Origin of the sequence: Pigmentiphaga sp. GD03639 (assembly GCF_029845405.1) — a bacterium.
Classification (GTDB): Bacteria; Pseudomonadota; Gammaproteobacteria; order Burkholderiales; family Burkholderiaceae_B; genus Pigmentiphaga; species Pigmentiphaga daeguensis.
In genome coordinates this window covers 1-25,533 of sequence record NZ_JAOCLR010000001.1, presented here as the reverse complement: position 1 = coordinate 25,533, position 25,533 = coordinate 1, and the positions used below count along the sequence as shown (strand labels likewise).

Sequence of the window (25,533 nt, the reverse complement as noted above, 5' to 3'; positions counted from 1 at the left end):
GCTAAAAGGAGGCTCGCACAGGCCGGACGGCTCAGCCGTGGGTCGGCCCCAGCAGTCCGTGCTTGTGCTCGGCGTCGCGGCGCGCCGGCTCCGGTGCGGCCGCCAGCCCCTGCAGGATGCCGCAATCGCGCGCGGCGCGTTCGTCCGAGCATTGGCTGCGCAAGGTCTTCAGCGTCGTCTCCAGGGCCTTCAGTTCGGCGATGCGGGTGGCGACGTGGCCGATGTGTTCGTCCAGCAAGGCGTTGATCTCGCCGCAGTTGTCCGCGGGATCGTCGCAGAAGCGCAGCAATCGCCGGATCTCTTCCAGCGTCATGTCCAGCGCGCGGCAGTTGCGCACCAGCAGCAACCGTTCCACGTGCGGTTCGCCGTAGATGCGGTAGTTGGCGGCCGTGCGGGCCGGCGGCGGCAGCAGGCCCTCGCGCTCGTAGTAACGAATCGTTTCGACCGGCGTGCCGGTCCGCGTGGACAGTTCTCCTATCTTCATCGCATTCCCCGCGGCTGTTTCCACCTCCCAGGATACGCCAATGTCCCCGCTTGACTCTATACCGGCTACAGGGTTTCAAATGGATCCGTAACGCCTTTGGAGCAGACGGATGTCCGATTCCTGCAAACACTGCCACGGCGACGGCCACGAAGCCGCGCCTGAAACCACTCGCCCGCGCGATGCCTTGCCGGCCACGGACGAAGGACTGCGCACGTCTCTGTTCAAGATCGAGCAGATGGACTGCCCGACCGAGGAACGGCTGCTGCGCAAGGCGCTCGAATCGATGGACGGCGTGCGCACGCTGTCGTTCGACCTGATCGGCCGCACGCTGAAAGTCGGCCATGTGCTGGACGACCCGCAACCCATCATGGCGGCCATCGCCGGCCTGAACATGTCGCCGGTGCCGATCGACGCGGCCGCCGCGCCCGAGGACCAGCCGGCCGAGGCCGCGCCGCGCCAGCCGTGGGCCCGCATGGGCCTGGCCGGCGCCTTCGCGATCGGTTCGGAAGTGCTGGCCTACGCCACCGGCGCCGACACCTCGCTGCCCGTGGCCGCGCTGGCGCTGGCGGCCATCCTGCTGGGTGGCCTGGGCACGCTGCGCAAGGGCTGGCTGGCGCTGCGCCATGTCACCCTCAACATCAACCTGCTGATGACCGTGGCGGTGATCGGCGCGGCCCTGATCGGCCAGTGGCCCGAGGCGGCCATGGTGATCTGGCTGTTCGGCGTGGCCGAGATGATCGAGGCGCTCAGCCTGACGCGCGCCCGCAACGCCATACGCAGCCTGACGGCGCTGGCGCCCGAGCGCGGCCTGGTCCGCCAGGGCGACGGCTCGTGGCAGGAAATGCCCGCGCGGCTGATCGGCGTGGATGCCGTGGTGCGGGTGCGGCCGGGCGAGCGCATCGTGCTGGACGGCATCGTGGTGGGCGGCGCGTCCAGCGTGGACCAGGCCCCCATCACCGGCGAAAGCATGCCGGTGGCCAAGCAGGAAGGCGACGCGCTGTATGCCGGCACCGTCAACCAGCAGGGCGTGCTCGAATACCGCGTCACGGCGGCCGCGGGACACACCATGCTGGACCGCATCGCGCAGACCGTGCAGGACGCCCAGGGCAAGCGCGCGCCCACGCAGCGCTTCATCGATCGCTTCGCCCAGGTCTACACGCCCGCCGTGTTCGTGGTGGCGATCATCGTCGCCGTGGCAGGGCCGCTGGCGTTCGACATGGCCTGGCTCGACTCGGTCTACCGCGCGCTGGTCCTGCTGGTCATCGCCTGCCCGTGCGCGCTGGTCATCTCGACGCCGGTCACCATCGTCAGCGGCCTGGCCTCGGCCGCGCGGCGCGGCATCCTGATCAAGGGCGGCCTGTACCTGGAGCAGGGACGGCGCCTGCGCCGCCTGGCCCTGGACAAGACGGGCACGCTCACCCACGGCAAGCCGGCCCTGACCGACGTGGTGACGCTGGGCGCCTCGCCCCTGCCCCGTGCCCGTGCGCTGCAACTGGCCGCCAGCCTGGACGCGCTGTCGTCCCACCCGGTGGCGCACGCCATCGTATCGGCCCACGCGGGCGCGGCGCTGCCTGTCGAGGATTTCGCGTCGCTGGCCGGGCGCGGCGTCACGGGCCGGATCGAGGGCCGGACCTATGCGCTGGGCAGCCTGCGCCTGGCGCGCGAGCTGGGCGCGGCGGACGACGCGCTGGAAACCGGACTGGAAGCGCTGGAGCGCCAGGGCAAGACCGCCGTCATCCTGTGCGAGGACGACGTGGCCGTGGCCATCCTGGCGGTGGCCGACACGATCCGCGACTCGAGCCGGACCGCCGTGGCCGAATTGCGCCGGCTGGGCGTGGAGCCGGTGGTCCTGTCCGGCGACAACGCCGCCACGGTGCGCGCGGTGGCGGCGGAACTGGGCATCGAGGATGCGCGGGGCAACCTGCTGCCCGACGACAAGCTGGCCGCCGTGGAGGCGCTGGGCCGGGCGGCGCCCGTGGGCATGGTGGGAGACGGGGTCAACGACGCCCCGGCATTGGCCCGCGCCGACATCGGTTTCGCGATGGGCGCGGCGGGCACCGACACCGCCATCGAAACAGCCGACGTCGCGTTGATGCAGGACGACCTGCGCAAGCTGCCCGAATTCATCCGCCTGTCGCACCGGACCTCGCGGGTGCTGTGGCAGAACATCGTGTTCGCGCTGGCCATCAAGCTGGTGTTCTTCGTGCTGACCTTCACCGGCGAGGCCACCCTGTGGATGGCGGTATTCGCCGACGCCGGCGCCAGCCTGCTGGTGGTGTTCAACGGGCTGCGGCTGCTGCGCCAGCCGCAGCCGGATCAGGCCGCCTTGCGGCGGAACACCAGCCGGTCCGGGCTCGATGCCGAGGCGTCGTAGCCGTAGCCTTCGGCATCGAAGCCCTGCAGGCCCTCGGGCTTGGCGATGCGTTTCTCGATGGCGTGGCGGGCCATCAGGCCCCGCGCACGCTTGGCGTGGAAGCTGATCACCTTGTAGGCCCCGCCCTTCCAGTCCTCGAACACGCACTGGATCACGCGGGCCTTCAGCGCCTTGCGGTCGACCGCCTTGAAGTACTCCTCGGAAGCCAGGTTCACCACGACCGGATGCCGGTCGGCCTCCTGGCGCTGGTTCAGGTAGTCGGACAGTTCGCTGCCCCAGTATTCGTACAGGTTCTTGCCCTTGGGGGTCGCCAGCCGCGTCCCCATCTCCAGCCGGTACGGCTGCATCAGGTCCAGCGGCCGCAGTGCGCCGTACAGGCCGCTCAGGATGACCACGTGCTCTTGTGCCCAGTCCAGTTGGCGGGCCGTCAGCGTGCCAGCGTCCAGCCCCTCGTAGACGTCGCCGTTGAAGGCCAGCACCGCCTGCTTGGCGTTTTCCGCCGTAAACTTCGGCGTCCACTTGGCGTAGCGGGCCACGTTCAGTTCGGCCAGCGCCGGGCTCAGGTCCATGAGGCTCGCGACGTCGTCGGCGGACTTGGTTTTCAGCACCGAGATGAGCTTCTTGGCGCGATCCACGAACAAGGGCTGGGTGGACGTCTCGACGTGCGCGGGCGTGTCGTAATCCAGTTTCTTGGCGGGGGAAAGAAGAAACAGCATGGCGGATACCGGAGCAAATGAAGTCAGGCGTTAATGTAGACCAATTGTGTCCCTGCGGGCTGCCCCGTCCGTATGCGCAATGCTGCGGCCGGTGGCACCAGGGTCCCGGCCATTTGCAGGCGCCCGACGCGCCGGCGCTGATGCGGTCCCGCTACAGCGCCTACGTGCTCGGCAGGCATGACTATGTGCTGGCGACCTGGCATCCCTCCACCCGGCCGGCCGCCCTGGAACCCGATCCACCGGGCCTGAAGTGGCTGGGCCTGGAGGTGCGGGCCTCGGCGCAGGCGGACGCCGACCACGCCACGGTGGAATTCGTGGCCCGCAGCAGGCTGGCGGGACGCGCCCAGCGGCTGCACGAGAACAGCCGCTTCGTGCGCGAGGACGGACGCTGGTACTACGTGGACGGGACCTTCCCCGCGCGGAATGGTTAAACTGCCGGGCGGCGCCCCAGGCGCCGCTTCCGGCCTTCGCCGTCCCGATCCGACCTACACGCCATGCCCGTCCATCCGCTGCACGACCATCCGGCCTTCACCTCCGAATTCTGCGAACACGAGTACAACAACCTCGCCCGCATTCCCGACCATCCCACCTATACCGCCCGCTGGGCCGCCGACGGCGCGCTGGCCCGCCGCACGCAAGCCGCGCAGCTGGGACTGCCGTATGGCGAAACGCCGGCCGAAACCCTGGACTATTTTCCGCCGCGCGAGCCCGGCGCCCCGCTGCTGGTCTTCATCCACGGCGGCTACTGGCGCGCGCTGAACAAGTCCGATTTTTCCTGGATCGCGCCCGCCTATGTCGCGCGCGGCGCCGCCGTCGCCATCGTCGACTACGGGCTGGCGCCCGCCACGCCCATCGAGGAAATCGTGCGGCAGATGCTGCGCGCCCATGCCTGGCTGTACCGCCATGCCGCCGAACTGGGTTTCGATGCCCGCCGCATCGTGACCAGCGGACACTCGGCCGGCGGCCAGTTGACCGCGATGATGCTGGCCGCGCGCTGGCAGGCCTGGTCCACGGACCTGCCGCCCGACCTCGTCAGCGGCGGCCTGGCGCTGAGCGGGCTGTACGACCTCGAACCGGTCGCCAAGGCGCCGTTCCTGGCCAACCTCGAATTGACGCCGGCGCGCGTGGACGCGCTGTCGCCCGCCTATTTCGTGCCTGAACGCCGCGTGCCGCTGATAGCCGCGGTCGGGGCATCCGAAACGGACGAGTTCCGCCGCCAGAACCGGCTGATCGCCGCCTGCTGGCCGCGCAACGTCACGCGCACGCTGGAAATACCCGACTGCCACCATCTGGACATCTGCGACCGGCTGGCCGATCCGGCGCAGGATTTGTTCGCGGCGGCCTGCGAACTGCTGGGCGTGTAGCCCGGCGCCGCCGCGCTCAGGCCGGCCGGGTCAGCGCCTCGAATCCGTAGCGGTTCATGCTGCCGAACGCCGCCATCGCCGGATGCGGAACGAATGCCGTGCGGCAATCGAGCACCGCGGGCAACCCCGAGGCCAGCGCCCGCTCCAGCGCAGGCGCCAGGTCGCCGGGCTGCGCCACGGTTTCGCCGTGGCAGCCGAATCCGCGCGCGATGGCGGCATAGTCCGTCCCCTCCAACCCCGTGCCCAGCTCGAAATCCGCCTGCGCCCGCTGTCCTGCGCGGATGATGCCCCAGGCCTCGTTGTTGTGGATGATATTGACGACGGGCAGGCCATGACGCCGGGCGGTATCCAGCTCCTGCAGCGTGAAGCCGAACGAACCGTCCCCCGTGACGTTGAACACGGCGCGCCCCGGATGCAGGAGCTTCAGGGCCAATGCATACGGCAACCCGAATCCCAGGTGGCTCATGCCCGGCTCGTGGAACCGGGAACGCACCTCGCGCACCGGCGTCAGGTCATTGCTCCAGAAGCTCGTATGTCCGCCATCGAAGACCACGACGGCGTCGTCCGGGATGGCCTGGCCGATCGCGCGCGCCAGCGCCGCCGGATGCATGGCTTGCCCCACGGGCGCATCCATGGCCGCCAGGGCCTGTTCGTATCGGGCGCGCACCGCCCGCAGTCCCGCCAGCCAGCCGTCCTCGACCGCCGCCAGCTCTTGCGGCAGGCACGCCAGCAGATCGTCCAGCGCTTCGCGGACATCGCTGTGCATGCCGATCTCGTGCAGCGCCGGCGCCCCCAGCGCCGACGGATCGATATTGACGTTCAGCACCCGGTGCCGGCTGCGCACGAGCGGACCACGCTCGTCCCACATCCATGAGGAATGCCTGCATCCCAGGCTGACGACGACATCGGCCTGGTCGAACGCGCGCGCCACCGCGGCGCCGGCGATCAAGCCGCCATGCCCGATGAAGTGCTGGCTGTCGCTGGATATGACGCCAAGCGCCATCTGCGTCGGCACGACAGGCGCGCGCAGGCGCTGCGCGAGCGTGCGTACGCCGCCGGCGGCGCCCGCCTGGACCACGCCGCCGCCGGCGACGATCAGGGGGCGGCGCGCCTGGGCGAGCAGGCTCGCCGCTTCCCGCACCTGGGCCGCAGGGGGCCGCGGCCCGGCCACGCCCCGGTAGCGGGACGGCGCGATCGCCAAGGCATCCAGCGGCCAATCATGCGTGCTGGCCAGCACATCCTGCGGAATGTCCAGGTGCACCGGTCCGGGGCGCCCTCCCAGCGCTTCGCGGAAGGCGCGCCTGACCAGTTCGGGAAGGCGGCGGGCATCATGGACCACGGCATTCCATTTGGTCAGCGGCGCCAGCACCGCCCGCGTATCCATGTCCATGAACATGCCATGATGCGGATAGGCGGCGGCCCGGTGCTGGTTGGTCGTGATCAGCAGGGCCGCGAGATTGTTATTGAAAGCCACGCCGGCGCCGGACGCGAGGTTCAGGCCCCCGGGCCCCATTTCCCCCAGCGCCACGGCCACGCGGCCGGATCCGGCCCGCACCGCCGCCGCCATCATCGCGCCCGCGGCTTCGTGGCGCACGCCCACGAAGGGAATGGACGAGCGCGATAACGCGTGCAGCAAGGGCGCCAGCTTGCCTCCCACTATGCCGAAGACATAGGGCACCCCTTCGGCCTGCAGGAGGCGCACCAGGACCTGCGCTCCGGTCAGGCTGGTCGTTGGCGGCCTTCCGGGCGCCTGGTCATGCGTCATGTTTCAATCCTCGGGAGTAAAGCCTGTGGCCTTGACGATGGGAGCCCAGCGCGCGGTGTCCTCGCGCACCCGTTCGGCGAACGCCTCGGGCGTTTCGATCAGCGGCATCAGTCCATTCTTGGCGAAGACGGCCGTCATTTCCGGAGTCTGCAAGGCGTCCCGCACGGCCGCATTGAGCCTGCCCACCAGTTCGGGCGGCGTGCGCGCGGGCGCGTACCAGCCCAGGAATTCGACCATCGCGATGTCGCGATACCCCAGTTCGGCGAAGGTGGGAACCTCCGGCACGGCGGGCCAGCGCTCCGGGCTGCTGACGGCGAGCGAGCGCAGCCGCCCCGTCTTGAGGTGCGGCAACACTTCGCTGATCACGTTGAACGCCACCGGCACCTGGCCGCCCAGCAGATCGGTCAGCAACGGCGCTCCCCCCTTGTAGGCCACGCTCTTCATGTCCAGGCTTGCCAGCCGGTCAAAGGTGGCGCCGACGAAATGCAGTGCCGAACCCGCGGCGGGGATGCCGTAGTTGGCCTTCTCGGGATGGCGCTTCACCCAGGCGATGAAGTCGGCCAGCGTGCGGACCTCGTCCGGCACGCCGGGCCCGACCGTCATCGAGATGGCATACGAGGCCAGCGGCGCGACGGGCACGAAATCGGCCTGCGGCGAATAGGCGAGCCTGGCCCCGTAGGTGTGCGGATAGAGGACGATGGGTGACGAAGGCCCCTGCAACAGGGTCGCCCCGTCCGGCGCCGCTCGCTTGACGAACTCCGCGGCGATGCGCCCGCCCGCGCCCGGCTTGCTGCCCAGCACGATGGTGCCCGGATAGCGCGAGCGCAACTGCTCGATCAGCGGCCGCGACACCTGGTCTCCCAGCCCGCCGACCGGAAACCCCGACCAAACCACGGTACTGGCGGGCTGCGCCCACGCCGCGGAGCAGGAAAGCACCCATGCCGCCGCGCCCGCCCCTATCCATCCCATCCTGCTGCCCATGGTGTCTCCTTTGCTCTGCCTCTGCGGGCTCGGTAGAGGGAACTATAGATAGGACAGGGACGGAAAATAATGGACAATACCGGCGAGCCTTGCACATATCCGACCTCCCATGAAACCGCCCGCCCCGATCGCCGTCGCCTTCCGGGAAGTCAGGCACTTCATGCCGGACGACTGCCTGCACTGGGAACCCATGGATGTGCGCGGCGTGTTGCATGACTGGACGATTCCCGCCCACCGGCACGAAGGCCTGCACCAGTTCCAGTTGATCGAGCGCGGCGGAGCCGAAGCCGTGATGAATGGCGCGCGGCACGGACTTGCCGCGCCCGCCGCGCTGATGATCCCTCCCGGCACCGTCCACGCCTTCCATTACCGGCCCGGCAGCGCCGGCAGCCAGGTCACCGTCCCCACCGCCCTGCTCAAGGCCGCCTTCTCGTCCGCTCCCGCCCTGGCCAGCCTGCTGGACGTCCCGCTGATCATCGGCCCGGAGGAACTCGCGCAGGAAACCGGACGCGCGGCCAGCCTGTTCGAAGGGCTGGGGGCCGAGTTCGCCCGCGCCGAACCGGGGCGCACCGAAGTGCTCAAGGCTCATGCGATCCTGCTCGCCACCTGGTTCCTGAGGCAGGCCAGTTCGGGGGAACCCGCTCATGCCCGGCAGGCGGTGCGCGACACCCTGGTCCAGCGGTACCGTGCGTTGCTGGAACTGCACTTCCGCCGCGAGCATGCGCTGGCCTTCTTCGCCGCGGCGCTGCAGGTCACGCCGGACCACCTGAGCCGGATATGCCGGGCGGTATGCGGGCTCTCCGCGCTCGACATGCTGCACGATCGGCTGGTACGCGAGGCTCGGCGCCAATTGGCGGCCACCGACGCCACCGTCGCCGGCATCGCGCAGGACCTGGGCTTCTCGGATGCGGCCTATTTCAGCCGCTTCTTCTCCCGGCGCACCGGACTCTCTCCCCAGGCCTACCGCGGCTCGCTCCAGCAGGGGCGCGCCGTGCCGCCGGACGCCTGAGCCGCCATAAAGTTGACGAAATTAACTACATAGTTTACTTTCTCAACTATATTTCAAGGAAACGCCACCGTGGTCGAGGAAAACGAACTGCTGGCCGAGCGATACGGCCATGTCCTGCTGCTGACGCTGAACCGCCATCCTAAGCGCAACGCGCTCGGCCTGGCGATGCTGCAAGGCCTGGTCGACGCCTTCAATGGCGCCGATGCCGATCCCGACACGCGATGCGTGGTCATCGCCGCCCGGGGCAGCTGTTTCTGCGCCGGCGCCGACCTGGAAGAAGCCCGCCGCCTGGCGCGCGAGCAGCCGGAGCTGGCCAGCCGGCGCAGCGACCTGCTGGTCGACATCAACACCATCGTGGCGCGCCTGGGCACGCCCGTCATCGCCGCCGTCAATGGCCCGGCCATCGGCGCGGGCGCCGGCCTGGCGCTGGGCAGCGATCTGGTGCTGGCCGCCCCCGCCGCCCGCTTCGGCTATCCCGAGGTCAAGCACGGCATCTCGGCCGGCATGCTGATTCCCAACCTGATCCGGCAGGTGGGCCCCAAGGCGGCCTTCGAACTGGTGGCCACCGGCGACCCCATCGACGCCGAACGCGCCTACGCGCTGGGCATGATCAACCGCATCGTCCCGGAAGCCGAACTGGTCCCCGCCGCGCTCGCGCTGGCCGAGCGCCTGGCCCAGTTCGCGCCGGCCGGCCTGTCGGCCTCCAAGCGCGCCTTCCAGCAGGCCTACGAGCTGTCCCTGGAAGACGCCGTGCGTGCCGCGCGCGGCGTCAACGACCGGATCCGTGCCTCAGCCGGCTGAGCGCATCCCTACGAATCCTCCCACACTGCCCTCTCGAATCATGCTTGCTACCCGACTGACCGCCCTCCTGGGCATCCGCCACCCCATCGTCCAGGGAGGCATGAGCTGGGCCTCGTCCAACGCCGAGCTGGCCCTGGCCGTTTCCGAGGCCGGCGGCCTGGGCGTGATCGCCGCCGGCCCCATGTATCCCGACGACCTGCGCGCCGCCATCGCCCGCGTGCGCGCCGGCACGCGCCAGCCCTTCGCGGTCAACGTCCCGCTGTACAACAAGCGCGCGGCGGAATTCCTGGACATCGTGCTGGAAACCGGGGTGCCGGTGATCATCGCCTCGCAGGGCGGCCCCAAGGCCCACATCGGCCGCTTCAAGGAGGCCGGCGTCACGTGGATACAGGTCACGGCCAACCCGCTGCACGCCCGCAAGGCCGAGGACGCGGGCGTGGACGCGGTGATCGCGGTGGGCGGCGAAGCCGGCGGCCATCCCGGCCCGGACGAGGTCGGCACGCTGGTGCTGGTGCGGGCGACGGTCAACGCGGTGACGGTGCCAGTCATCGGCGCGGGCGGCATCGCCGACGGCGCGGGCATCGCCGCGATGCTGGCGCTGGGCGCCAGCGGCGCGCAACTGGGCACGCGCTTCCTGCTGACGCCCGAATCGGGCCTGCACGCCGCCTACAAGGACCTGGTGCTGAACGCCGGCATCGGCGACACCGCCATCGTCGGCCGTGGCCGCTCGCCCATCCGCATGGTCAAGAACGCCTTCTCGACCGAGTACGAGGCGGCGGCCAACCGCGGCGCCGACGATGCCGAGCTGGATGCCTTGTTCGCCCGCAGTTCCTTGCGGCAGGCCGCCAAGGACGGCGACGTGGCGCAGGGCAAGGTGGAAGCCGGGCAAAGCGCCGGCCTGATCGACAAACTGGAGCCCGCCGGTGAACTGGTCGAGCGGCTGGCGCGCGAAGCGGAAGCGGCCCTGAGCGGCGCCGCCTCCTGCATACGCTGATTCAGGCCTGCCCGATGCTGGCGGGCTGGTAGTCCACGCCCGACCCCAGGCCCTCGGGCACCGCCAGCTCGCCCGATTCGACCTCCAGGCCCACGAACGGGTCGTCCAGCAGGTGATCGAACTCCGCCAGTTCGGCACCGGCATGGATGCTGCCGGCGACACTGGCCACATGCACGCCCTGGGCCGCCAGCAGGCGCGGTCCGAAGATCGCGCCGAACCGGTAGCCCACGCCCGCCGCCTCGCACAGGCGCACGGCGATCAGCGTGTTGCGTATGCCGCCCAGGTAATGCACCTTGAGGTTGTAGGAGTCGGCCGCCCCCATGCCGATCAGGCGCACCAGTCCCGGCAGCCCGGCGATGGCCTCGTCCGCCTCGATGGGCAGCGCGCCCGCGGCGTGCACGCGGCACAGTCCTTCGATGTCCGCCGCCGGCACCGGCTGCTCCATCATCGCCACGCCCATCGGCCGCAGCGCCTGGCACACGCGGATCGCCTCGTCGGCCTGGTAGGCCTGGTTGGCGTCCACCGTCAGCGTGACGGCCTCGCCCAGCCGCTCGCGCACGGCGCGCACGCGGGCGACGTCAAGCTCCGACTCGCCGCTCAGCTTCAGCTTGAGATAGCGATAGCCCTGGCGCGCCAGCTTGGCGGCCTGTTCGGCCATGTCCTCGGGCGGCTTGATCGAGACGATGCGCGAGGCCTCGACGGTATCGCGTACCTTGCCGCCCAGCAGCACGTGCAGGGGAACGCCCAGCATCCGCGCCTGCAGGTCGTAGATCGCGCAGACGAAACCCGACAGCGCGCAGACTTCCACCCCCGCCACGGCTTCCAGCCGGCGGTGCAGGGCTTCGAGCGCGAATGCGTCCTGCCCCCGGGCCTCGCGCCGGAGCGCCTCCAGGACCGGCTCGATGCGTGCCGTGTCGGGCTTGAAGATGGGCGTGCCCAGCACGTGCCCATACCCCACCTGGCCGTTGCGCGCGGTCAGCGCCACGATCCAGCCGTCCACGTGGGTGATGGTGCCGCGCGCAAAGCGCCAGCTGGGGTCGTCCTGGCGCTGCGAGCAGGCGATGATGTCCACGCGGTCTATCGTGGAAGCCAACCCGGCCGGGGCCGGGATGCGCGGGGTATTGGCGGTCATGGTCATTCGAGCTTGAGGTTGGCCGACTTGATGAGGTCCTTGGTGCGCTGGGCGTCATCCACGACGAAGCGCGTGGTCTCCTCGGGCGTGAGCGTGGCCAGTTCGGTACCCTGGGCCTCCATCAGCTTGCGGTACTCCGCCTTCTTGGTGACCGCGTTCAGCGCCGCGTTGAGCTTGTTGACGACCGCGGCGGGCGTGCCCTTGGGCGCCGCCACCGTGTACCACGACGCGGACTCCGCGCCGCCCAGGCCCGCCTCGGCGAACGTGGGCACGTCGGGCAGCAGCGGCGAGCGGGTCTTGGACGCGTAGGCCAGGGCCCGCAGCTTGCCTGCCTTCACATAGGGCAGTTCGCCCGACAGGTTCATCACGCCCACCTGCAGGCGCCCGGCCACCAGATCGGTAATCGCGGGCGCCGCGCCGCCATAGGGGATGTGCGCCATCTCGATCCTGGCCTGCTGCTTGATCAGCTCCCCGCCCAGGTGGGGCGAGGTGCCGGTGCCGGACGAACCGTAGTTCAGCTTGCCGGGATTGCTGCGCGCGAGCTCGATCAGCTCTTTCGCGGTGTTGGCCTTGACCGAGGGGTTCACCACCAGCAGGTTGGGCTGGTTGGCCGCCAGCGCGATGAAGGTGAAATCCTTGATGCCATCGTAGGGCGTGGGCTGGATCAGCGGCGTGACGATGTGGGCCGCCGCGGTGCCGAACAGCAGCGTATAGCCATCGGCCTCCGCCCGGGCCACGTACGCCGCGCCTATGGTCGCGCCCCCACCCGCCTTGTTCTCGACCACCACCTGCTGCCCCAGTTCGGTGCCCAGCTCCTTGGCCAGGCTGCGCGCCACGAGATCGGCCGGACCGCCCGCGGCATAGGGGTTGACCAGCACGATGGGCTTGGTCGGATAGGACTGGGCCTGCGCCCCCGAGGCGGCCAGCACAAGCGCCGCCGCCAACAACGATTGCTTGAACTGCTTCATGTATGTCTCCTGGTTTTAGGCCGGCACGGCCTTAGATGACCTTTCTTTCGCGCAGCGCCTGGATGTCCTCCTTGCCCAGGCCCAGCCTGTCCGCCAGCACCTGGTCGGTGTGCTCGCCCAGCAGCGGCGGCCGCCCCAGGCTGGGGTCGTCGAAGCCGTCGAACTTGAACGGCACCGGCAGCGCCTTGAACGAACCGAGCTGGGGATGGGCGAATTCGCGCACCATGCCGCGCGCCAGCACGTGCTCGTTGCTCAGCACCTCGTCCACGCTCAGGATGGGGCCGGCCGGCACCTTGGCTTCGTCGCACAGCCGGCAGAATTCGTCGCGGTCGAACCGGGCGACGGCCGCCGACAGGCCGGCCATCACTTCCTCGCGCCGGTTGACCCGGTCGATGTTGCGCACCAGGGTCGGATCCTGCGCCCACTCATGCAGCCCGAGCAGGTCGCACAGCGGCTGCCAGTGCTGGTCGCTGCCCGTGACCTGCACCCACTTGTCGTCGCGGCAGCGGAACGCCGCCGACGGCACGCGGCCCGGATGTTCGGTGCCCAGCCGGGGCGGCACCTCGCCCAGCGCGAAGAAACGCGCCGCGGCCAGCGACAGCAGGCCGACCTGGCCGTCCAGCATGGAGAAATCCACGTGGCAGCCCTTGCCCGTGGCCTGCCGCCCCATCAGGGACGACAGGATGGCGATCGCGACCCACAGGCCCGAGGTCAGGTCGGCCACAGGCAGCCCCGGCTTGACCGGGCCGCCGCCACGCTCGCCGGTCAGGCTCATGATGCCGCCCATGGCCTGGAACACCGTGTCGTAGCCCTTGCGAGGCGCGTAGGGGCCGGTCATGCCGAAACCCGTGCACGACACGTAGACCAGCGCGGGATTGTCCTGGGACAGCCGGGCGTAGTCCAGCCCGTAGCGCTGCAGCGTCCCGACCGGAAAGTTCTCCAGCACCACGTCGGCCTGGGCGCTGAGCTTGCGGATGAGGTCCTGCCCTTCGGCGCTACGCAGGTTGACGGTAATGGACTGCTTGCTGCGGTTGAAGGCCATGTAATAGGCCGATTCGGTACCGCCCTCGCCTTCCACCTTGGGTTCGAAGCTGCGCGTCTCGTCGCCGGTGCCGGGCTGTTCGACCTTGATCACCGTCGCTCCCAGCTCGGCCAGGATCATCGTGGCGAAGGGGCACGCCAGGACCCGCGACAGGTCCAGGATGGTGACGTTCTCCAGCGGACGCGTCATTTCGCCGCCTTGCGGAAGCCCCGCATGATGACGTTGGTGTCGCGCCCGGCGGCCAGGCCTTCCTCCAGCGTCAGCTCGGCCACGCGATGGAACAGCCGCTTGGTGGTCCCCATCGCGATGGGGCTCCAGCCCGCCAGCCTGGCGGCGATTTCCAGCGCGGCCTCCAGCACCCGGTCGTCGGGCTCGACCCGGTTGGCCAGGCCCAGCGCCAGCGCGCGCGGACCGTCGATGGGCTCGCCCATGGCCAGCAGTTCGAAAGCATGCTTGCGGCCCAACTGGCGGACCAGATTGGACATGACCACGGCCGCGACGATGCCGTGCTTGAGCTCGGGATAGCCGAAACGCACGTTCTCGGCCATGACGGCCAGGTCGCAGGCGATGGCCAGCCCCGCGCCCCCGCCCAGCGCATTACCCCGCACCGCGGCCACGACGGGCTTGGACATGCGCGAGAAGGCCAGGTGCAGCCCGGTGGTCAGGTCGGCGCGCGCGTTGACGGCCTGGGGATCCTCGGGCACCAGCGCGCTGAACTCCGAGGTATCGGCGCCGGCACAGAACGACTTGCCCGCCCCCGTCAGCACCACCGCATGGACCTCGGCATCCCGCTCGGCCTGCCACAGCGCATCCACCAGCGCCTGCGTCAGCGCGGTATTCAACGCGTTGTGCTTCTCCGGCCGGTTCATCGTCAGGATACGGACGGCCCCTCGGTTCTCAATCAGGAGTTCGGACATGCTCATGCTCGTGGTTTCCAATATAGTTGATTTTATATACTACTTAATTGATAAATTCAACTATTTTGGCGGAAACTCCCCCCACAGCCCCGTTGCCACCCCCTGAGAAAATCGCCCCAGACCAGGGCACGGAGGATCCGGCTCCGCCGGTCCCCGCCGCCCGCCCCCTGGGGGGCGCGCGTCAGCGCGTACGGGGGGGTTTTAATTCTTCCAACAACCCGATCGTATGTTCGGTCAGCTTGTCGATCGCGCGCTCGAGCACTTCCCGCTCTTCGTCGGTCAGCACGGACAGCATCTTCTCGTTGCGATCGACGGCCTTGGGGAAAACCTTGCGGTACAGCGCCCGGCCCTGCGGGGTCAGGTCGAGCCGCACGCCCCGGCCGTCCGATTCGTCGGCGCCCCGCTTGACCAGGCCGCGCTCGATCAGCTCGGCCACGCTGCGGCTGGCCTGGCTCTTGTCGATGTTGGCCTCGTGTGCCAGCGCATTGAGCGACAGCGGGGCGAAGGCGCCCAGCAACCCGATGATGCGCCAGTCGCGCGAGCCCAGTTCGTACTGGCTCTCGTTCACCCGTGCGGCGATGCGGCTGGAGACGAAGGCCAGGCGGTTCAGGCGGTAGGAAAACAATTCCTTGAGATTCGCGGGAACGGGTCTTGTCATACGTCTTTCTCGATAGGTGAACGCAGGAATTTACCTTACTCGGGCCCGGCCGGGGACGGCTTGGCCCGCCTCAGCTTGAAGCTGCTCATGGCCGTGGCCACCAGCGTGCCGGCCTCGTCCCGCACTTCGCACTGGCAGAAGGCGATGGTCCCGCCGGCATGCCGGACCTCGGCGCGGGCCGTCAGGTCACCCCGTCCCGGCGCGATGAAATGGATGTTGAGGTCTACCGTTCCGGAAGTCTCCATGCCGGACTCGATCGTGCGGGTGGCGATGGCCATGCTGGAGTCCATCAGCGTGGCGATGGCCCCGCCATGGATGACCCCGCGCCGGTTTGCCAGCCGCGCGCTGGCGGTCATGACGAGCAGCGAGCGGCCATGATCGGCCTCGCGCACGGAAATGCCCAGCCATGCGGCGAACGGCGCCAGGGCCGAGCCCGCCAGGGGGCCGGTGGGAATGACCGCTTCCGGCTCCAGCACCGCGCAGGACTCGGGACTATCCATGCGCCGCCACTCCCAGCAAGGGATTCAACCCGCTCTGGGCGACACGGCTGTGCAGCGTGCGGCCCAGGGCTTCCTCGCACATCGCCGCGGTTGCCATCAGTCCCTCCAGGTCGATGCCGGTGGACACCCCCATGGATTCGAACAGGTTCACCAGGTCCTCGGTCGAGACGTTGCCGGTATGGCCGCCGCCGTACTTGACCTTGGCCGGATGCCCGCCCACGCCGCCGAAGGCGCAGTCGAAATAGCGGCAGCCCGCCTCCAGCGCCGCCACGTAGTTGACCAGGCCGGTGCCGCGCGTATCGTGGAAGTGCGCCACGGTCGTCACCTCCGGCAGTTCGGCGTGCACCGCCGACATCAATTGCTTGACGGTCCGCGGCGCAGCCATGCCTGTCGTGTCGCCCAGCGCCACGTGCATGACGCCCAGCCGGGCGAAGCGCCTGACGTCCTCCAGCACGCTGTCCGCCGATACCTTGCCCTCGAAGGGGCAGCCCCAGGCGACCGACACCGTGCCGATCATGCGGAAACGCCCCTGCGACGCCGCCACCATGTCGGCCACGTTCTGCCACTGGTCGGCGCGGCTGCGCCGCAGGTTCTTCATCGAATGCGATTCGCTGGCCGACACCAGCAGGCTGATCTCGTTGGCGCCGAAGCCTGCGTCCAGGTCGGCCACCGCGCGCTCCACGGCGCGCACGTTGGCGCAGGTCGCCTTGTACCAGACACCGTCGCGGCGCGGCAGCGCGCGCAGCAGCTCGCTGGCATCGCCGAACTGGGGCACGACCTTGGGATTCGAATACGAAGTCGCCTCGACACGCTGGAAGCCGATGGCGGCGAAGCGGTCGATCAATGCCACCTTGGTGGCGGTGGGGATGAAGGTCTCCTCGTGCTGCAGGCCATCCCGGGCGAAACATTCGCAAAGCGTGACGTCGCTCATGGTTCTAGCCTCCCTTCGCGCCGTGGACGTTCGCCAGGCCGAACAACTCGATGGCATGCGCCTTGAGCTTGTTCTTCTGGACCTTGGAACTGCCCGTCATGCCGATATTGTCGAACGTATCCACGATCTCGAGGTAGCGCGGCACCTTGAAGTTCGCGCAGCGCGCCTTGCACCAGTCGATCAGCTCCTGGCGCCCGGCCTGCTTGCCTTCCTTGAGCAGCACGAAGGCCGCCGTCACCTCGCCCAGGCGCGCGTCGGGCACGCCGACCACCTGGGCCATCTGCACCGCGGGATGCGCGTGCAGGGTCTCCTCGACCTCGGCCGGCGCGACGTTCTCGCCGCCTACCCGGTACATGTCCTTGAGCCGGCCGACCATGCGCAACCGCCCTTCCGGCGACATCTCGCCCAGGTCTCCGGTGCGCAGCCAGCCTTCCGGCGTCAGCGCCTTGGCGGTCGCCTCCGGCATCTTGTAATAGCCTCGCATCACGTGCCAGCCACGCACCTGGATCTCGCCCTGGCTTCCGGGGGGCAGGACCTCGCCGCTGTCCTGGTCGACGATGCGCACCTCGGTGCCGGGATGCGGCAGCCCCCAGCCATGGGCGCGCAACTCGAACGGGTCGTCCCGCGACGACATGATCACATTGGGCGAAGCCTCGGACTGCCCGTAGGCATTGCACACGTGGTCCACACCCATCACGTCGCGGATCTGCTGCATGACCTCGGGCCCCGCCGCCGCCCAGCCGCCGCGCAGATGCAGCTTCTTGGGATCGAAGTCGGGATGGCCCATCATCATCAGGAAAATGGTGTCGTTGCCCGAGGTCAGCGTGCACTTTTCCTCGTCCATCACGCGCAGCGTCTCGGCCACGTCGAACTTGGGCAGCGTCAGCAGGCAGCAGCCCGCCACCAGGCTGACCAGGACGGACAGCGTGGTGCCCGAGACGTGGAAGAACGGCCGGATGCTGAAATAGCGGTCGTCGTGCCTTACGCCTATCCGCTGCCCGGCGGCCCAGGCATTGAGCAGCATGTTGGCGTGGGTCAACATCACGCCCTTGGGGAACGAGGTCGTGCCCGAAGTGAACTGCATCAGCAGCAGATCGTCGGGCGTGATGTCGGCGGCCAGCGATTCGATGGTCCCGGGCGCGACCTCCTGGCCCCGCGCCAGGAAATCCGCGTAGCGCTCGGCGCCCGCCGGGCAGGGGCCGTCGCCCACCATGACGGCGCGGCGCAGCTCGGGCAGCGCCTGGCCGGGCAGGCCGGTATCCAGTGCCGGCTCGACCGCGGTCAACAACTGGACGAAATCGATGCCCAGGAAGGTGTCGGCGAACACCAGCAGCTTCACGTCCGCCTGTTTCAGGCAGAACTGCAGTTCGTCGGTCTTGAAGCGGGTATTGACCGGCACGGTCACCGCGCCCAGGGTCGCGCAGGCGAAGAAAGTCTGCAGCCAGGTGGCGCCGTTGCCCAGCATGATCCCGACATGGTCGCCCTTGCGCACGCCGCTGGCGTGCAAGGCGGCGGCGATGCGGCGGGTGCCTGCCAGCACCTCGTTCCAGGTCAGGCGGTCGGCCTGGCAGACGAAGGCCTCGCGCGCGCCGTATTCCCCGGCCGTGCGTTCCAGCGTGCGATAAAGCGTAGTGGGCCGGTCAAGCATTTTTCTGCGCTCCCGCACCGAAGCCCGAGATCGCGCGCTTCCAGTCGCTGTGGCGCAGGTTCTCCTCGATGGCCAGCAGCTCCACGGCCATCGCGCCCTCGCGCGTGGTCTCCACGCCCTGGTCCACGCAGCGCTTGGTCAGCCGGACCGTCAGCGGCGCGGCCGCGGCGATATGGCGGGCCATTTCCATGGCGCGCGCCTCCAGCTCCGCCGGCTCGTACACATGGTTCACCAGCCCGATGGCCTTGGCTTCGTGCGCGTCCACCGTGCGGCCGGTGAACAGCAGCTCCTTGGCCATGCGCGTGCCCACCATGCGCGGCAGCCGCTGGGTCGCGCCTATGGTGCCCCAGCCGACTTCCGGGTAGCGGAACTTCGCCTCGGTGGAAGCCAGGATGAAATCGCTGGCGCCAGCGATCTCGCAGCCCGACCCGAAGGCCGCGCCATGCACCACGGCGATCACCGCCTGCGGCAGGCGCTCGAGGGCGGCGTAGGCGGTGAAGCCCTTGACGCGGCGCGCGGTCAGCTCGGCGGTGGACATGCCCTGCCGCTCCTTCAGGTCGGCGCCGGCGCAGAACACCGGCCCCTCTCCGCGGATCACGACCACGTGCACGGCGTCGTCGGCGGCAAGCGCCTCGGCCGCGGCGATCAACTCGCCGCACATGGCCGTATTGAGCGCGTTGCGGCTCTCGGGCCGGTTCAGCGTCAGCGTCGCGACGTGGTCCTCGACCTCGACGCGGATGGTGGAATATGCACTGCTCATGCGAACCCCTGGATTGTCTGGTGGCCTACGATAGTTGTTTTTATACACTACTTTGTTGACGATAACAACTATATGGACGAGCGTCGGGCGCCGCCAGCGCGGGAGGCGCCCCTACCCTGGCGCCCCTGGGGGCGCCCTTCCCAGCACGCCGTCATCCAGGTACAGGCTGCGGTCGGCCAGCGGCGCGGCCAGGGCCTCGTTTTGCTCGGACAGCAGGATCGCCAACCCCTGCCCGCGCAGGACGCGTATCGCCTCCACCAGCCGCTGCACCACGATGGGGGCCACGCCCTCGGACGGCTCGTCCAGCAGGATTACCCGGGGCTGGGTCATCAGCGCCCGGCCGATCGCCAGCATCTGCTGCTCGCCACCGCTCAGCGCGCCTCCCGGGCGATGCGCCAGCGGCTCGAGTTCGGGAAACAGGCGACAGACCCGTTCCACGGTCCAGGGTTCCGCGCCGGGACGCGGCCGGCCCGCGGCCACCTCCAGATTCTGCCGCGCCGTGAGCTGGGTGAAGATACGCCGATCCTCGGGCACCCAGGCCAGCCCCGCATGCACCCGCCTGTCGGCACGCCAGCCGGCCATGGAGCGGCCGGCCAGCAGCACCTCGCCCGTGGTTTCCACCAGGCCCGCCAAGGCGCGCATCAGCGTGCTCTTGCCGGCTCCGTTGCGTCCGACCAGGGCGACGATTTCTCCCGCCCCGACCTCCAGGTCCACGTCGAACAACGCCTGCGCCCGGCCATGGAAGGCGCACAGCGCATGCGTGCGCAACAGCGCCGTCATGCCGGCTCTCCCGCCGCGGCCGTGCCCAGGTAGGCCGCCCGCACCGCCGGGTCGGCAGCGATCTGCGCGGGCGCCCCGTCCGCGATCACGCGGCCGCGCACCAGGACCAGGACCTTGTCGGCAAAGCCGAACACCACGTCCATGCTGTGCTCGGTAAACAACACCGCCAGGCCGCCCGCGGCCTGCTGCTTCACGATGGCCATCAGGCCGCGCCGGTCGGCGCGGGTCATGCCGGCCGTGGGTTCGTCCATCAGCAGCACCCGGGGCCTCAGGGCCAGCGCGCTGGCCAGCTCCACGCGCTTGAGCTCGGGATAAGGCAGTTCCCCGCACAGCCTGCCGGCCAGCGGCTCCAGGTCGAAGCGTTCCAGCCAGGCGCGCAGTTCGGCCGGGTCCACGCCCGCCCCGCGCCCCCGGATCCCGTGCCAGACGCCGGGATCGCGGGCGGCCAGCGCCAGCGCGACGTGCTGGCCCACGCTCAGCGACGCGGCCACCTGGGCGATCTGGAACGTCCGTCCCAGACCCAGCCGGGCCCGCGCGGCGACACCCAGGCGCGCCAGATCGCGCCCATCGAATTCGATGCGTCCGGCATCAGGCCGGAGCTGGCCGTTGATGCACTGGAAGCAGGTGCTCTTGCCCGCGCCGTTCGGTCCGATCAAGGCCAGCATCTGGCCGCCTTCCAGCGTGAACCCGACGTCGTCCACCGCCCGAACGGCGCCGAACGACTTGGACAAGCCCGTGACGACCAGCTTCATCGCGGCGCCCTCCCGTCATCCGGCCGTCCCGCTGGGGCAAGGCGCCCCAGCCGCCGGACGCCGGTCAGGCCGCCCGGGGCAAGCAGGATCACCGCGAGCATGGCCAGGCCGATCGCGGCGCGCCAGTACTCGGTGGCGCGCGCCAGGAAATCCTGTCCCACCGTATAGGCCAGGGCGCCCAGCCACGGGCCGGCCAGCGATTGCAGACCGCCCAGCAGGACCATGACGAGCGCGTCGACCGAACGGGGAATGGCCAGCAGGTCGGGCGCGACCGATCCCTTGGCGAATACCGTCAGGACGCCAGCGGCTCCGGCCAGCGCCCCCGCCAGCATGAAGGCCGTCCAGCGCACCGCGAACACCGGCAGGCCCAGGCTCTCGGCGCGCAACGGCGCGTCGCGCACCATGCGCAGCGTCAGCCCGAAGGGCGCGTGCATCAGGTGCCGCAGCAGCAGGCCGCCGGCGCCGGCCACGGCCAGGACGAACCAGTAATACCCTTCGCGCGTCGCCAGCCAGCCCTGGGGCCAGAAGCCGAACAGGCCGTTGCTGCCCCCCGTCACCGCATCCCACTGGAAAGCGATGGACCAGGTGATCTGGGCGAAGGCCAGGGTCAGCATGGCCGCGTAGACCCCCGCCGCGCGCAGCACGACGAAACCGAACACCGCCGCGCCGGCCAGCGCCAGCAGCATGCCCGCCGCCAGGCACAGCAGGATGCTGGCGATGCCGCCTAGCCCCGAGTCGCCCAGCCCCGGCAGCACGGCCGCCACCAGCGGCGCGGCCAGCGCCCCGCCATAAGCCCCCAGGCCCAGGAAGGCCGCATGGCCGAACGAATGGACGCCGCCCGGCCCCATCAGGACATACAGGCTGGCGGCGAAAAGACCGGCGATCAGGACATCCACGGCCAGGACCAGCACGTAAGCCATGTCGCCGGCCAGCCAGGGCAACAGCGCCAGCGCCGCCACGCCCGCGGCCAGCAACAGGCCGCCGCGGCGCGTGGGCGGCGGCAGCGGATTGAGCTCGGCGCGCGCCGCGCGCGGCGGCGCCACCGGCCGCCCGAACAGCCCCCAAGGGCGGAAGGCCAGCACGATGGCCATCAAGAGGAATTCGATCACCAGCGTCAGCTTGGGCAGCACCAGTTCCAGGCCGCCTATCGACACCGTTCCCAGCGCCACGCAGGCCGCCTTGACCACGCCTATCATCATCGCCGCCACGAAGGCGCCGATCACGCTGCCCATGCCGCCCACCACGGTCACCACGAAGGCCTCGGCCACGACCTGCAGGTCGTAGGCCAGCGACGCCGGCTCGCGCGGCATCTGCAACGCCCCCGCCAGCCCCGCCAGGCCGGCGCCCAGCGCGAATACCTGCGTGAACAGCCGCCGCTCGTCCACGCCCACGGCCAGCGCCATCTCGCGATCCTCGGTGGCGGCGCGCAATTGCAGGCCCCAGCGCGTGGACGTCATGATCCATTGCACGCCTGCCAGCACCAGCAGGCCGATCGCCATCAGCACGAAGTCATACGACGGCAGGTTCAGCGTGCCGGGCGCCAGCACGCCGGTCAGCCCCGGCGCCTTGGGCCCGAGCCGATCGTCGGCGCCCCAGGCGGCCAGCGTCGCATCGCGGATGATCAGCACCAGCGCGAAGGTCGCGACCAGTTGAAAGAGTTCGGGACTGCCGTAGAGCCGGCGCAGCACGCCGCGCTCGATCAGCGCGCCCACCACGGCCACCGCCAGCGCCGCGCCCGCCACCGCGCCCCAGAACCCCAGCGCGCCCCACAGCGGGATAAGCGCCTGGGCCAGGGTGACGCCCAGGTACAGCCCCAGCATGGCGAGCGAGCCGTGCGCGAAATTGACCACGCGCGACACGCCGAAGATCAGCGTCAACCCCAGCGACAGCAGGAACAGGCTGCTGGCGCTGGCCAGCCCGTTCAGCAGTTGCGCTAGCACCGCTCAGCGCGCCGGCCGCAGCTTCGCCACCTCGGCATCGGTGGGCTGGTACCTGGCGCCGTCGGCATAGCGGAAGTCCACCATGACGCCCGTGCGCTGCGCCCCGCTGCCCTGCAGCGCGGTCCGCCCGACGAAGGCGCCCAGCGTCGACTGGTTGTCCTGCGCGCGGAACACGATGGGTCCCCAGGGCGAGGACAGCGGCATGTTGCGGAACGCGTCGACGATCTTCTCCGGATCGGTGCCGCCCGCGCGCCGCAGCGCCTCGGCCGCGGCGTGGATGGTCACGTAGCCCACCACCGAACCCTGGCGCGGCGGCTCGCCGTACTTCTTCCGATAGGCATCCAGGAAGCGCTGGTGCTCGGGCGTCTTGATCGCATACCAGGGATAGCCCGTCACGATCCAGCCCTCGGGCGCCTCGTCCTTCAGCGGCTCGAGGTACTCGGGCTCGCCCGACAGCAGGCTGACCACCTCGCGCCCCTTGAACAGGCCTCGCGTGGCGCCTTCGCGCACGAACTTGGTCAGGTCGGTGGCGAACAGCACGTTGAAGATCGCATCCGGCTTGCTGGCCTCCAGCGCCTGCACCACGGGCCCCGCATCGAGCTTGCCGAGCGGGGTCGCCTGCTCGGTCACGAACTCGACGCCGGGCTGCGCGGCCTGCAGCAGCGTCTTGAAGGTCTGCACCGCGGACTGTCCGTACTCATAGTTCGGATAGACGATGGCCCAGCGCTTCTTGCCCAGCTTGGCCGCCTCGGGCACCAGCATGGACACCTGCATCCAGGTCGACGGCCGCAAGCGGAAGGTGTAGCGGTTGCCGTTGGCCCAGGTGATCTTGTCGGTCAAAGGCTCGCTGGCCAGGAACGGGACCTTGCGCTGCCGGGCATAGTCGCCCAGCGCCAGGCCGACGTTGGACAGGAAGCCGCCGGCCAGCATCGCCACGCGCTCGCGCGAGACCAGCTCTTCGGCCGCGCGCACCGCATCGCCCGGCACGCCGTTGTCGTCCCGGATCACCAGCTCCAGCGGACGCCCGTTCACGCCGCCCGCGGCGTTGACTTCGTCCAGGGCCAGCAGCATGGCCTTGCGATAGGGTTCGAGGAAGGCGGGCTGCGCCTTGTAGCTGTTGATCTCGCCGATGCGCAACGGGTCGGCGGCGTGCACGGGCGCGGCCAGCAGGACCGACAGACCGAGGAAACCGGAAGCAAGCGATATGCGAAGCATGGACAGACTCGGACTAGGCCCCACGAAGAAGATGCCCGGCATGCGGGGCAGGCAGACGCCGGCACCCCTCCTTTGCGGAGGAGCGCCTATTGTAAGGGGGTAAGAAGCCGCCGGAAGATCAGGCCGGTGCGTTCAGGCCCAGCCGCTGCGCGTACTGCCGCAGCGCGTGCACCTTCGGCTCGGCAAAGAATACCGGCTCGGCCCCGTCCAGCCCGGGCGCGGCGCGACGCTCGCCTTCCATCGCCAGCAGCGGCAGCACCAGATCCTGCGAACGAGCCAGCTCGTCCCGTCCCAGCGTGCCTGGATAGATCTTGTCGAGCTGGATCACGTCCAGCAGATCCTCGATGATGGCGATGCGATAGCCATCGCCTCCGCCCAGCCTGGCCCGCATATAGCTGGGCTTGAGTGCCGTGCGCAGCACCGACAGCCCGGTCTTGCGCCACGCCGCGGCTTCCGCTCCATCGAAGAACGCGCCGGCGAACAGCAGCGCCTTGCCCGCCTTCGTCGGATAGGCCGCCGTCATCGACACACCCAGCCGCTGGCGCAGGAAACGCACCTGCACGACCAGATTGCGCCGCCCCACTTCGTTCAAGCCATGCTTGTCCAGGTCCCACTTGACCCAGTTCACGATGCGGCGCGACAGGCTGGGAGGCCGCCAGCCCACGCCCTTGCCGGGCGCATTGGCCACGATCCAGTTGGTGACCAGCTTCTCGTGCCACTCGAAGCGGCCTTCCGCGCCGTCCGCCACCAGATCGTCGAAGGCATGGAGATTGTGCAGCCAGTTCTCGCCCCAGGGCCGCCAGTGCCAGCCACGATTGTCGGAAAGCACCCTTTCCACGCCGAAGAAGTGAAAAGCCTGCGCCCCCACCATGCTGGGCGGCCGCTGGCAGAAGCTCCAGCGGCTGGCCGGATGGCGCAGCACCGGTGTCTCGACCGTGTTGAACCAGGCCAGGTATTCGTCCTTGCGGCCCAGGTGCGTTCCCAGCAAGGTCATGGGCTGGGCATACCGCAGCCCCCACCAGAACCGGTGCAGGCCTTGCGAGCGCGCGTTCCAGAAGCCGGACAACTTCGAAGAATCCGTGAGGTAGGACATGGCGGGACAGCTCAATGACTAAATTGGTACCAGCGTGCCTGCGGCACGCCATGGAGACACAGCCAGGATCGAAGCAAAGCCCGCACACGGAGAACGACGTGATGCGCAGCGACTGGAAGGCGAACCAGCGCTAAAGTTTTGCGCAGCACTGCCGTTAACTTTGGCGTATGAGCGTTATTACATAATTGCGCCCACAATTCAACATGTAAAAAAATACGACATTTCCAGTTTCATGCCCTCCCTGCGAAATCCGCGACGCGTCCATCTTCCTGCAAGGCCGGCCACCATTCGATGGTAAGCGCTCGCCAGCGATTTCCGATGAAAGTGCAACATTCATTGTTGCCGGCATTCTCCCGCCTCCCTAGAGAAACCACTTAGCTCCCGGCATCGGCGCTTCCGCCATCCGCACGGCCGACACGCGCTTGGCCGGGACCTCCCCCCGGGTCCTGTTCACGCCCTGTCTCTCTCGCTTCCATAGCGTATCGAACCATTTGGTCCGAATTGTGACCTCCACGAACGCAGGGAATGACCTGACTTGCCGGCAAGCTTGCGTCAAGTTTAGTATTCGAAAACTATTTTTATATACAAAACAATCAGACAGGAGACAACGACCATGCTCATCGCGCCATTCCTTGGCAGTTCGCTCTCGCCGCAGCAGGCTGCCCGCCGCAGGCTGCTGGCCACGGCAGCCTTTCTCCCCGCCGCCTGC

Annotated in this window: 24 protein-coding genes; 6 read left to right on the top strand and 18 right to left on the bottom strand. The window is 69.2% G+C overall.

All coding sequences use genetic code 11. The features are described from left to right. Window positions 1-31: 31 nt before the first annotated feature. On the bottom strand, window positions 32-484 hold the full coding sequence (gene cadR / locus N5K27_RS00120) for a Cd(II)/Pb(II)-responsive transcriptional regulator (protein WP_087838184.1): 453 nt from the start codon (window positions 482-484) through the stop codon (window positions 32-34). Window positions 485-593: 109 nt separating this feature from the next. On the opposite strand from cadR, the gene N5K27_RS00115 reads away from it, so the two are divergent. Beyond that, entirely contained in the window at window positions 594-2,858 is a 2,265-nt protein-coding gene (locus N5K27_RS00115; RefSeq protein WP_087838183.1) for a heavy metal translocating P-type ATPase, read from the top strand. Here the strand turns inward: N5K27_RS00115 and yaaA are convergent. Beyond that, a complete protein-coding gene (gene yaaA / locus N5K27_RS00110) occupies window positions 2,801-3,574 on the bottom strand; it encodes a peroxide stress protein YaaA (RefSeq protein WP_279813513.1) in 774 nt (257 codons plus the stop codon). The genes N5K27_RS00115 and yaaA overlap by 58 nt on opposite strands. Window positions 3,575-3,591: 17 nt before the next feature. On the opposite strand from yaaA, the gene N5K27_RS00105 reads away from it, so the two are divergent. Together N5K27_RS00105 and N5K27_RS00100 are read left to right on the top strand one after the other, a co-directional pair. Beyond that, complete coding sequence (locus N5K27_RS00105) at window positions 3,592-4,005, top strand: YchJ family metal-binding protein (RefSeq protein WP_087838181.1); 414 nt, start codon at window positions 3,592-3,594, stop codon at window positions 4,003-4,005. A gap of 63 nt (window positions 4,006-4,068) precedes the next feature. Beyond that, on the top strand, window positions 4,069-4,938 hold the full coding sequence (locus N5K27_RS00100; RefSeq protein WP_087838180.1) for an alpha/beta hydrolase: 870 nt from the start codon (window positions 4,069-4,071) through the stop codon (window positions 4,936-4,938). 16 nt (window positions 4,939-4,954) lie between these two features. Here the strand turns inward: N5K27_RS00100 and N5K27_RS00095 are convergent, their stop codons facing one another. Together N5K27_RS00095 and N5K27_RS00090 are read right to left on the bottom strand one after the other, a co-directional pair. After that, window positions 4,955-6,703 carry a thiamine pyrophosphate-binding protein gene (locus N5K27_RS00095; protein ID WP_087838179.1) on the bottom strand — a complete coding sequence of 583 codons (1,749 nt, stop codon included), beginning with the start codon at window positions 6,701-6,703 and terminating at the stop codon, window positions 4,955-4,957. Between the two features lie 3 nt (window positions 6,704-6,706). Further along, a complete protein-coding gene (locus tag N5K27_RS00090) occupies window positions 6,707-7,684 on the bottom strand; it encodes a tripartite tricarboxylate transporter substrate-binding protein (protein ID WP_132980373.1) in 978 nt (325 codons plus the stop codon). 109 nt (window positions 7,685-7,793) lie between these two features. Between N5K27_RS00090 and N5K27_RS00085 the strand changes: the two genes are divergently transcribed. From N5K27_RS00085 to N5K27_RS00075, 3 genes are all read left to right on the top strand, one after another. Then, window positions 7,794-8,693, top strand: coding sequence for a helix-turn-helix domain-containing protein (locus tag N5K27_RS00085; RefSeq protein ID WP_087838177.1), 900 nt, complete (start codon window positions 7,794-7,796; stop codon window positions 8,691-8,693). A gap of 69 nt (window positions 8,694-8,762) precedes the next feature. Then, window positions 8,763-9,494, top strand: a complete 732-nt coding sequence (locus N5K27_RS00080) for an enoyl-CoA hydratase/isomerase family protein (RefSeq protein ID WP_165963274.1) — start codon at window positions 8,763-8,765, stop codon at window positions 9,492-9,494. Next, window positions 9,448-10,488, top strand: a complete 1,041-nt coding sequence (locus tag N5K27_RS00075) for a nitronate monooxygenase (protein ID WP_347944136.1) — start codon at window positions 9,448-9,450, stop codon at window positions 10,486-10,488. The genes N5K27_RS00080 and N5K27_RS00075 overlap by 47 nt, the downstream gene beginning before the upstream one ends. A 1-nt stretch (window position 10,489) precedes the next feature. On the opposite strand, the gene N5K27_RS00070 is transcribed toward N5K27_RS00075, so the two are convergent. The 14 genes from N5K27_RS00070 to N5K27_RS00005 form a co-directional block, all read right to left on the bottom strand. Further along, window positions 10,490-11,620 (bottom strand): enolase C-terminal domain-like protein, encoded by a 1,131-nt coding sequence (locus N5K27_RS00070; protein WP_176400687.1) that lies wholly within the window; start codon window positions 11,618-11,620, stop codon window positions 10,490-10,492. A 2-nt stretch (window positions 11,621-11,622) separates the two neighbouring features. Continuing rightward, window positions 11,623-12,588 carry a tripartite tricarboxylate transporter substrate binding protein gene (locus N5K27_RS00065; RefSeq protein ID WP_087838173.1) on the bottom strand — a complete coding sequence of 322 codons (966 nt, stop codon included), beginning with the start codon at window positions 12,586-12,588 and terminating at the stop codon, window positions 11,623-11,625. A gap of 31 nt (window positions 12,589-12,619) precedes the next feature. After that, window positions 12,620-13,819, bottom strand: coding sequence for a CaiB/BaiF CoA-transferase family protein (locus N5K27_RS00060; RefSeq protein WP_087838172.1), 1,200 nt, complete (start codon window positions 13,817-13,819; stop codon window positions 12,620-12,622). Then, window positions 13,816-14,553, bottom strand: coding sequence for an enoyl-CoA hydratase/isomerase family protein (locus N5K27_RS00055; protein ID WP_243724620.1), 738 nt, complete (start codon window positions 14,551-14,553; stop codon window positions 13,816-13,818). The genes N5K27_RS00060 and N5K27_RS00055 overlap by 4 nt, the downstream gene beginning before the upstream one ends. Before the next feature lie 175 nt (window positions 14,554-14,728). Then, window positions 14,729-15,205: a MarR family winged helix-turn-helix transcriptional regulator gene (locus N5K27_RS00050; RefSeq protein WP_087838171.1), complete on the bottom strand. Its 477-nt coding sequence runs from the start codon at window positions 15,203-15,205 to the stop codon at window positions 14,729-14,731. Between the two features lie 35 nt (window positions 15,206-15,240). Continuing rightward, window positions 15,241-15,705 (bottom strand): PaaI family thioesterase, encoded by a 465-nt coding sequence (locus tag N5K27_RS00045; protein ID WP_132980371.1) that lies wholly within the window; start codon window positions 15,703-15,705, stop codon window positions 15,241-15,243. Beyond that, complete coding sequence (locus tag N5K27_RS00040) at window positions 15,698-16,636, bottom strand: hydroxymethylglutaryl-CoA lyase (protein WP_087838169.1); 939 nt, start codon at window positions 16,634-16,636, stop codon at window positions 15,698-15,700. The genes N5K27_RS00045 and N5K27_RS00040 overlap by 8 nt, the downstream gene beginning before the upstream one ends. 4 nt (window positions 16,637-16,640) lie before the next feature. Next, window positions 16,641-18,284 carry an AMP-binding protein gene (locus N5K27_RS00035; protein WP_132980370.1) on the bottom strand — a complete coding sequence of 548 codons (1,644 nt, stop codon included), beginning with the start codon at window positions 18,282-18,284 and terminating at the stop codon, window positions 16,641-16,643. After that, entirely contained in the window at window positions 18,277-19,044 is a 768-nt protein-coding gene (locus tag N5K27_RS00030) for an enoyl-CoA hydratase/isomerase family protein (protein ID WP_132980369.1), read from the bottom strand. The genes N5K27_RS00035 and N5K27_RS00030 overlap by 8 nt, the downstream gene beginning before the upstream one ends. A gap of 111 nt (window positions 19,045-19,155) precedes the next feature. After that, window positions 19,156-19,824: an ABC transporter ATP-binding protein gene (locus N5K27_RS00025; RefSeq protein WP_087838166.1), complete on the bottom strand. Its 669-nt coding sequence runs from the start codon at window positions 19,822-19,824 to the stop codon at window positions 19,156-19,158. Next, entirely contained in the window at window positions 19,821-20,576 is a 756-nt protein-coding gene (locus N5K27_RS00020) for an ABC transporter ATP-binding protein (protein ID WP_279813470.1), read from the bottom strand. Before N5K27_RS00020 ends, N5K27_RS00025 begins: the two co-directional genes overlap by 4 nt. Continuing rightward, window positions 20,573-22,516, bottom strand: a complete 1,944-nt coding sequence (locus tag N5K27_RS00015) for an ABC transporter permease (RefSeq protein WP_279813468.1) — start codon at window positions 22,514-22,516, stop codon at window positions 20,573-20,575. The genes N5K27_RS00020 and N5K27_RS00015 overlap by 4 nt, the downstream gene beginning before the upstream one ends. A gap of 3 nt (window positions 22,517-22,519) precedes the next feature. Further along, window positions 22,520-23,731, bottom strand: coding sequence for an ABC transporter substrate-binding protein (locus N5K27_RS00010; protein WP_087838163.1), 1,212 nt, complete (start codon window positions 23,729-23,731; stop codon window positions 22,520-22,522). Window positions 23,732-23,849: 118 nt separating this feature from the next. Then, the gene (locus tag N5K27_RS00005) at window positions 23,850-24,824 is read right to left on the bottom strand and encodes a hypothetical protein (RefSeq protein ID WP_087838162.1); all 975 of its coding nucleotides are present in this window, start codon (window positions 24,822-24,824) and stop codon (window positions 23,850-23,852) included. Window positions 24,825-25,533: the final 709 nt, after the last annotated feature.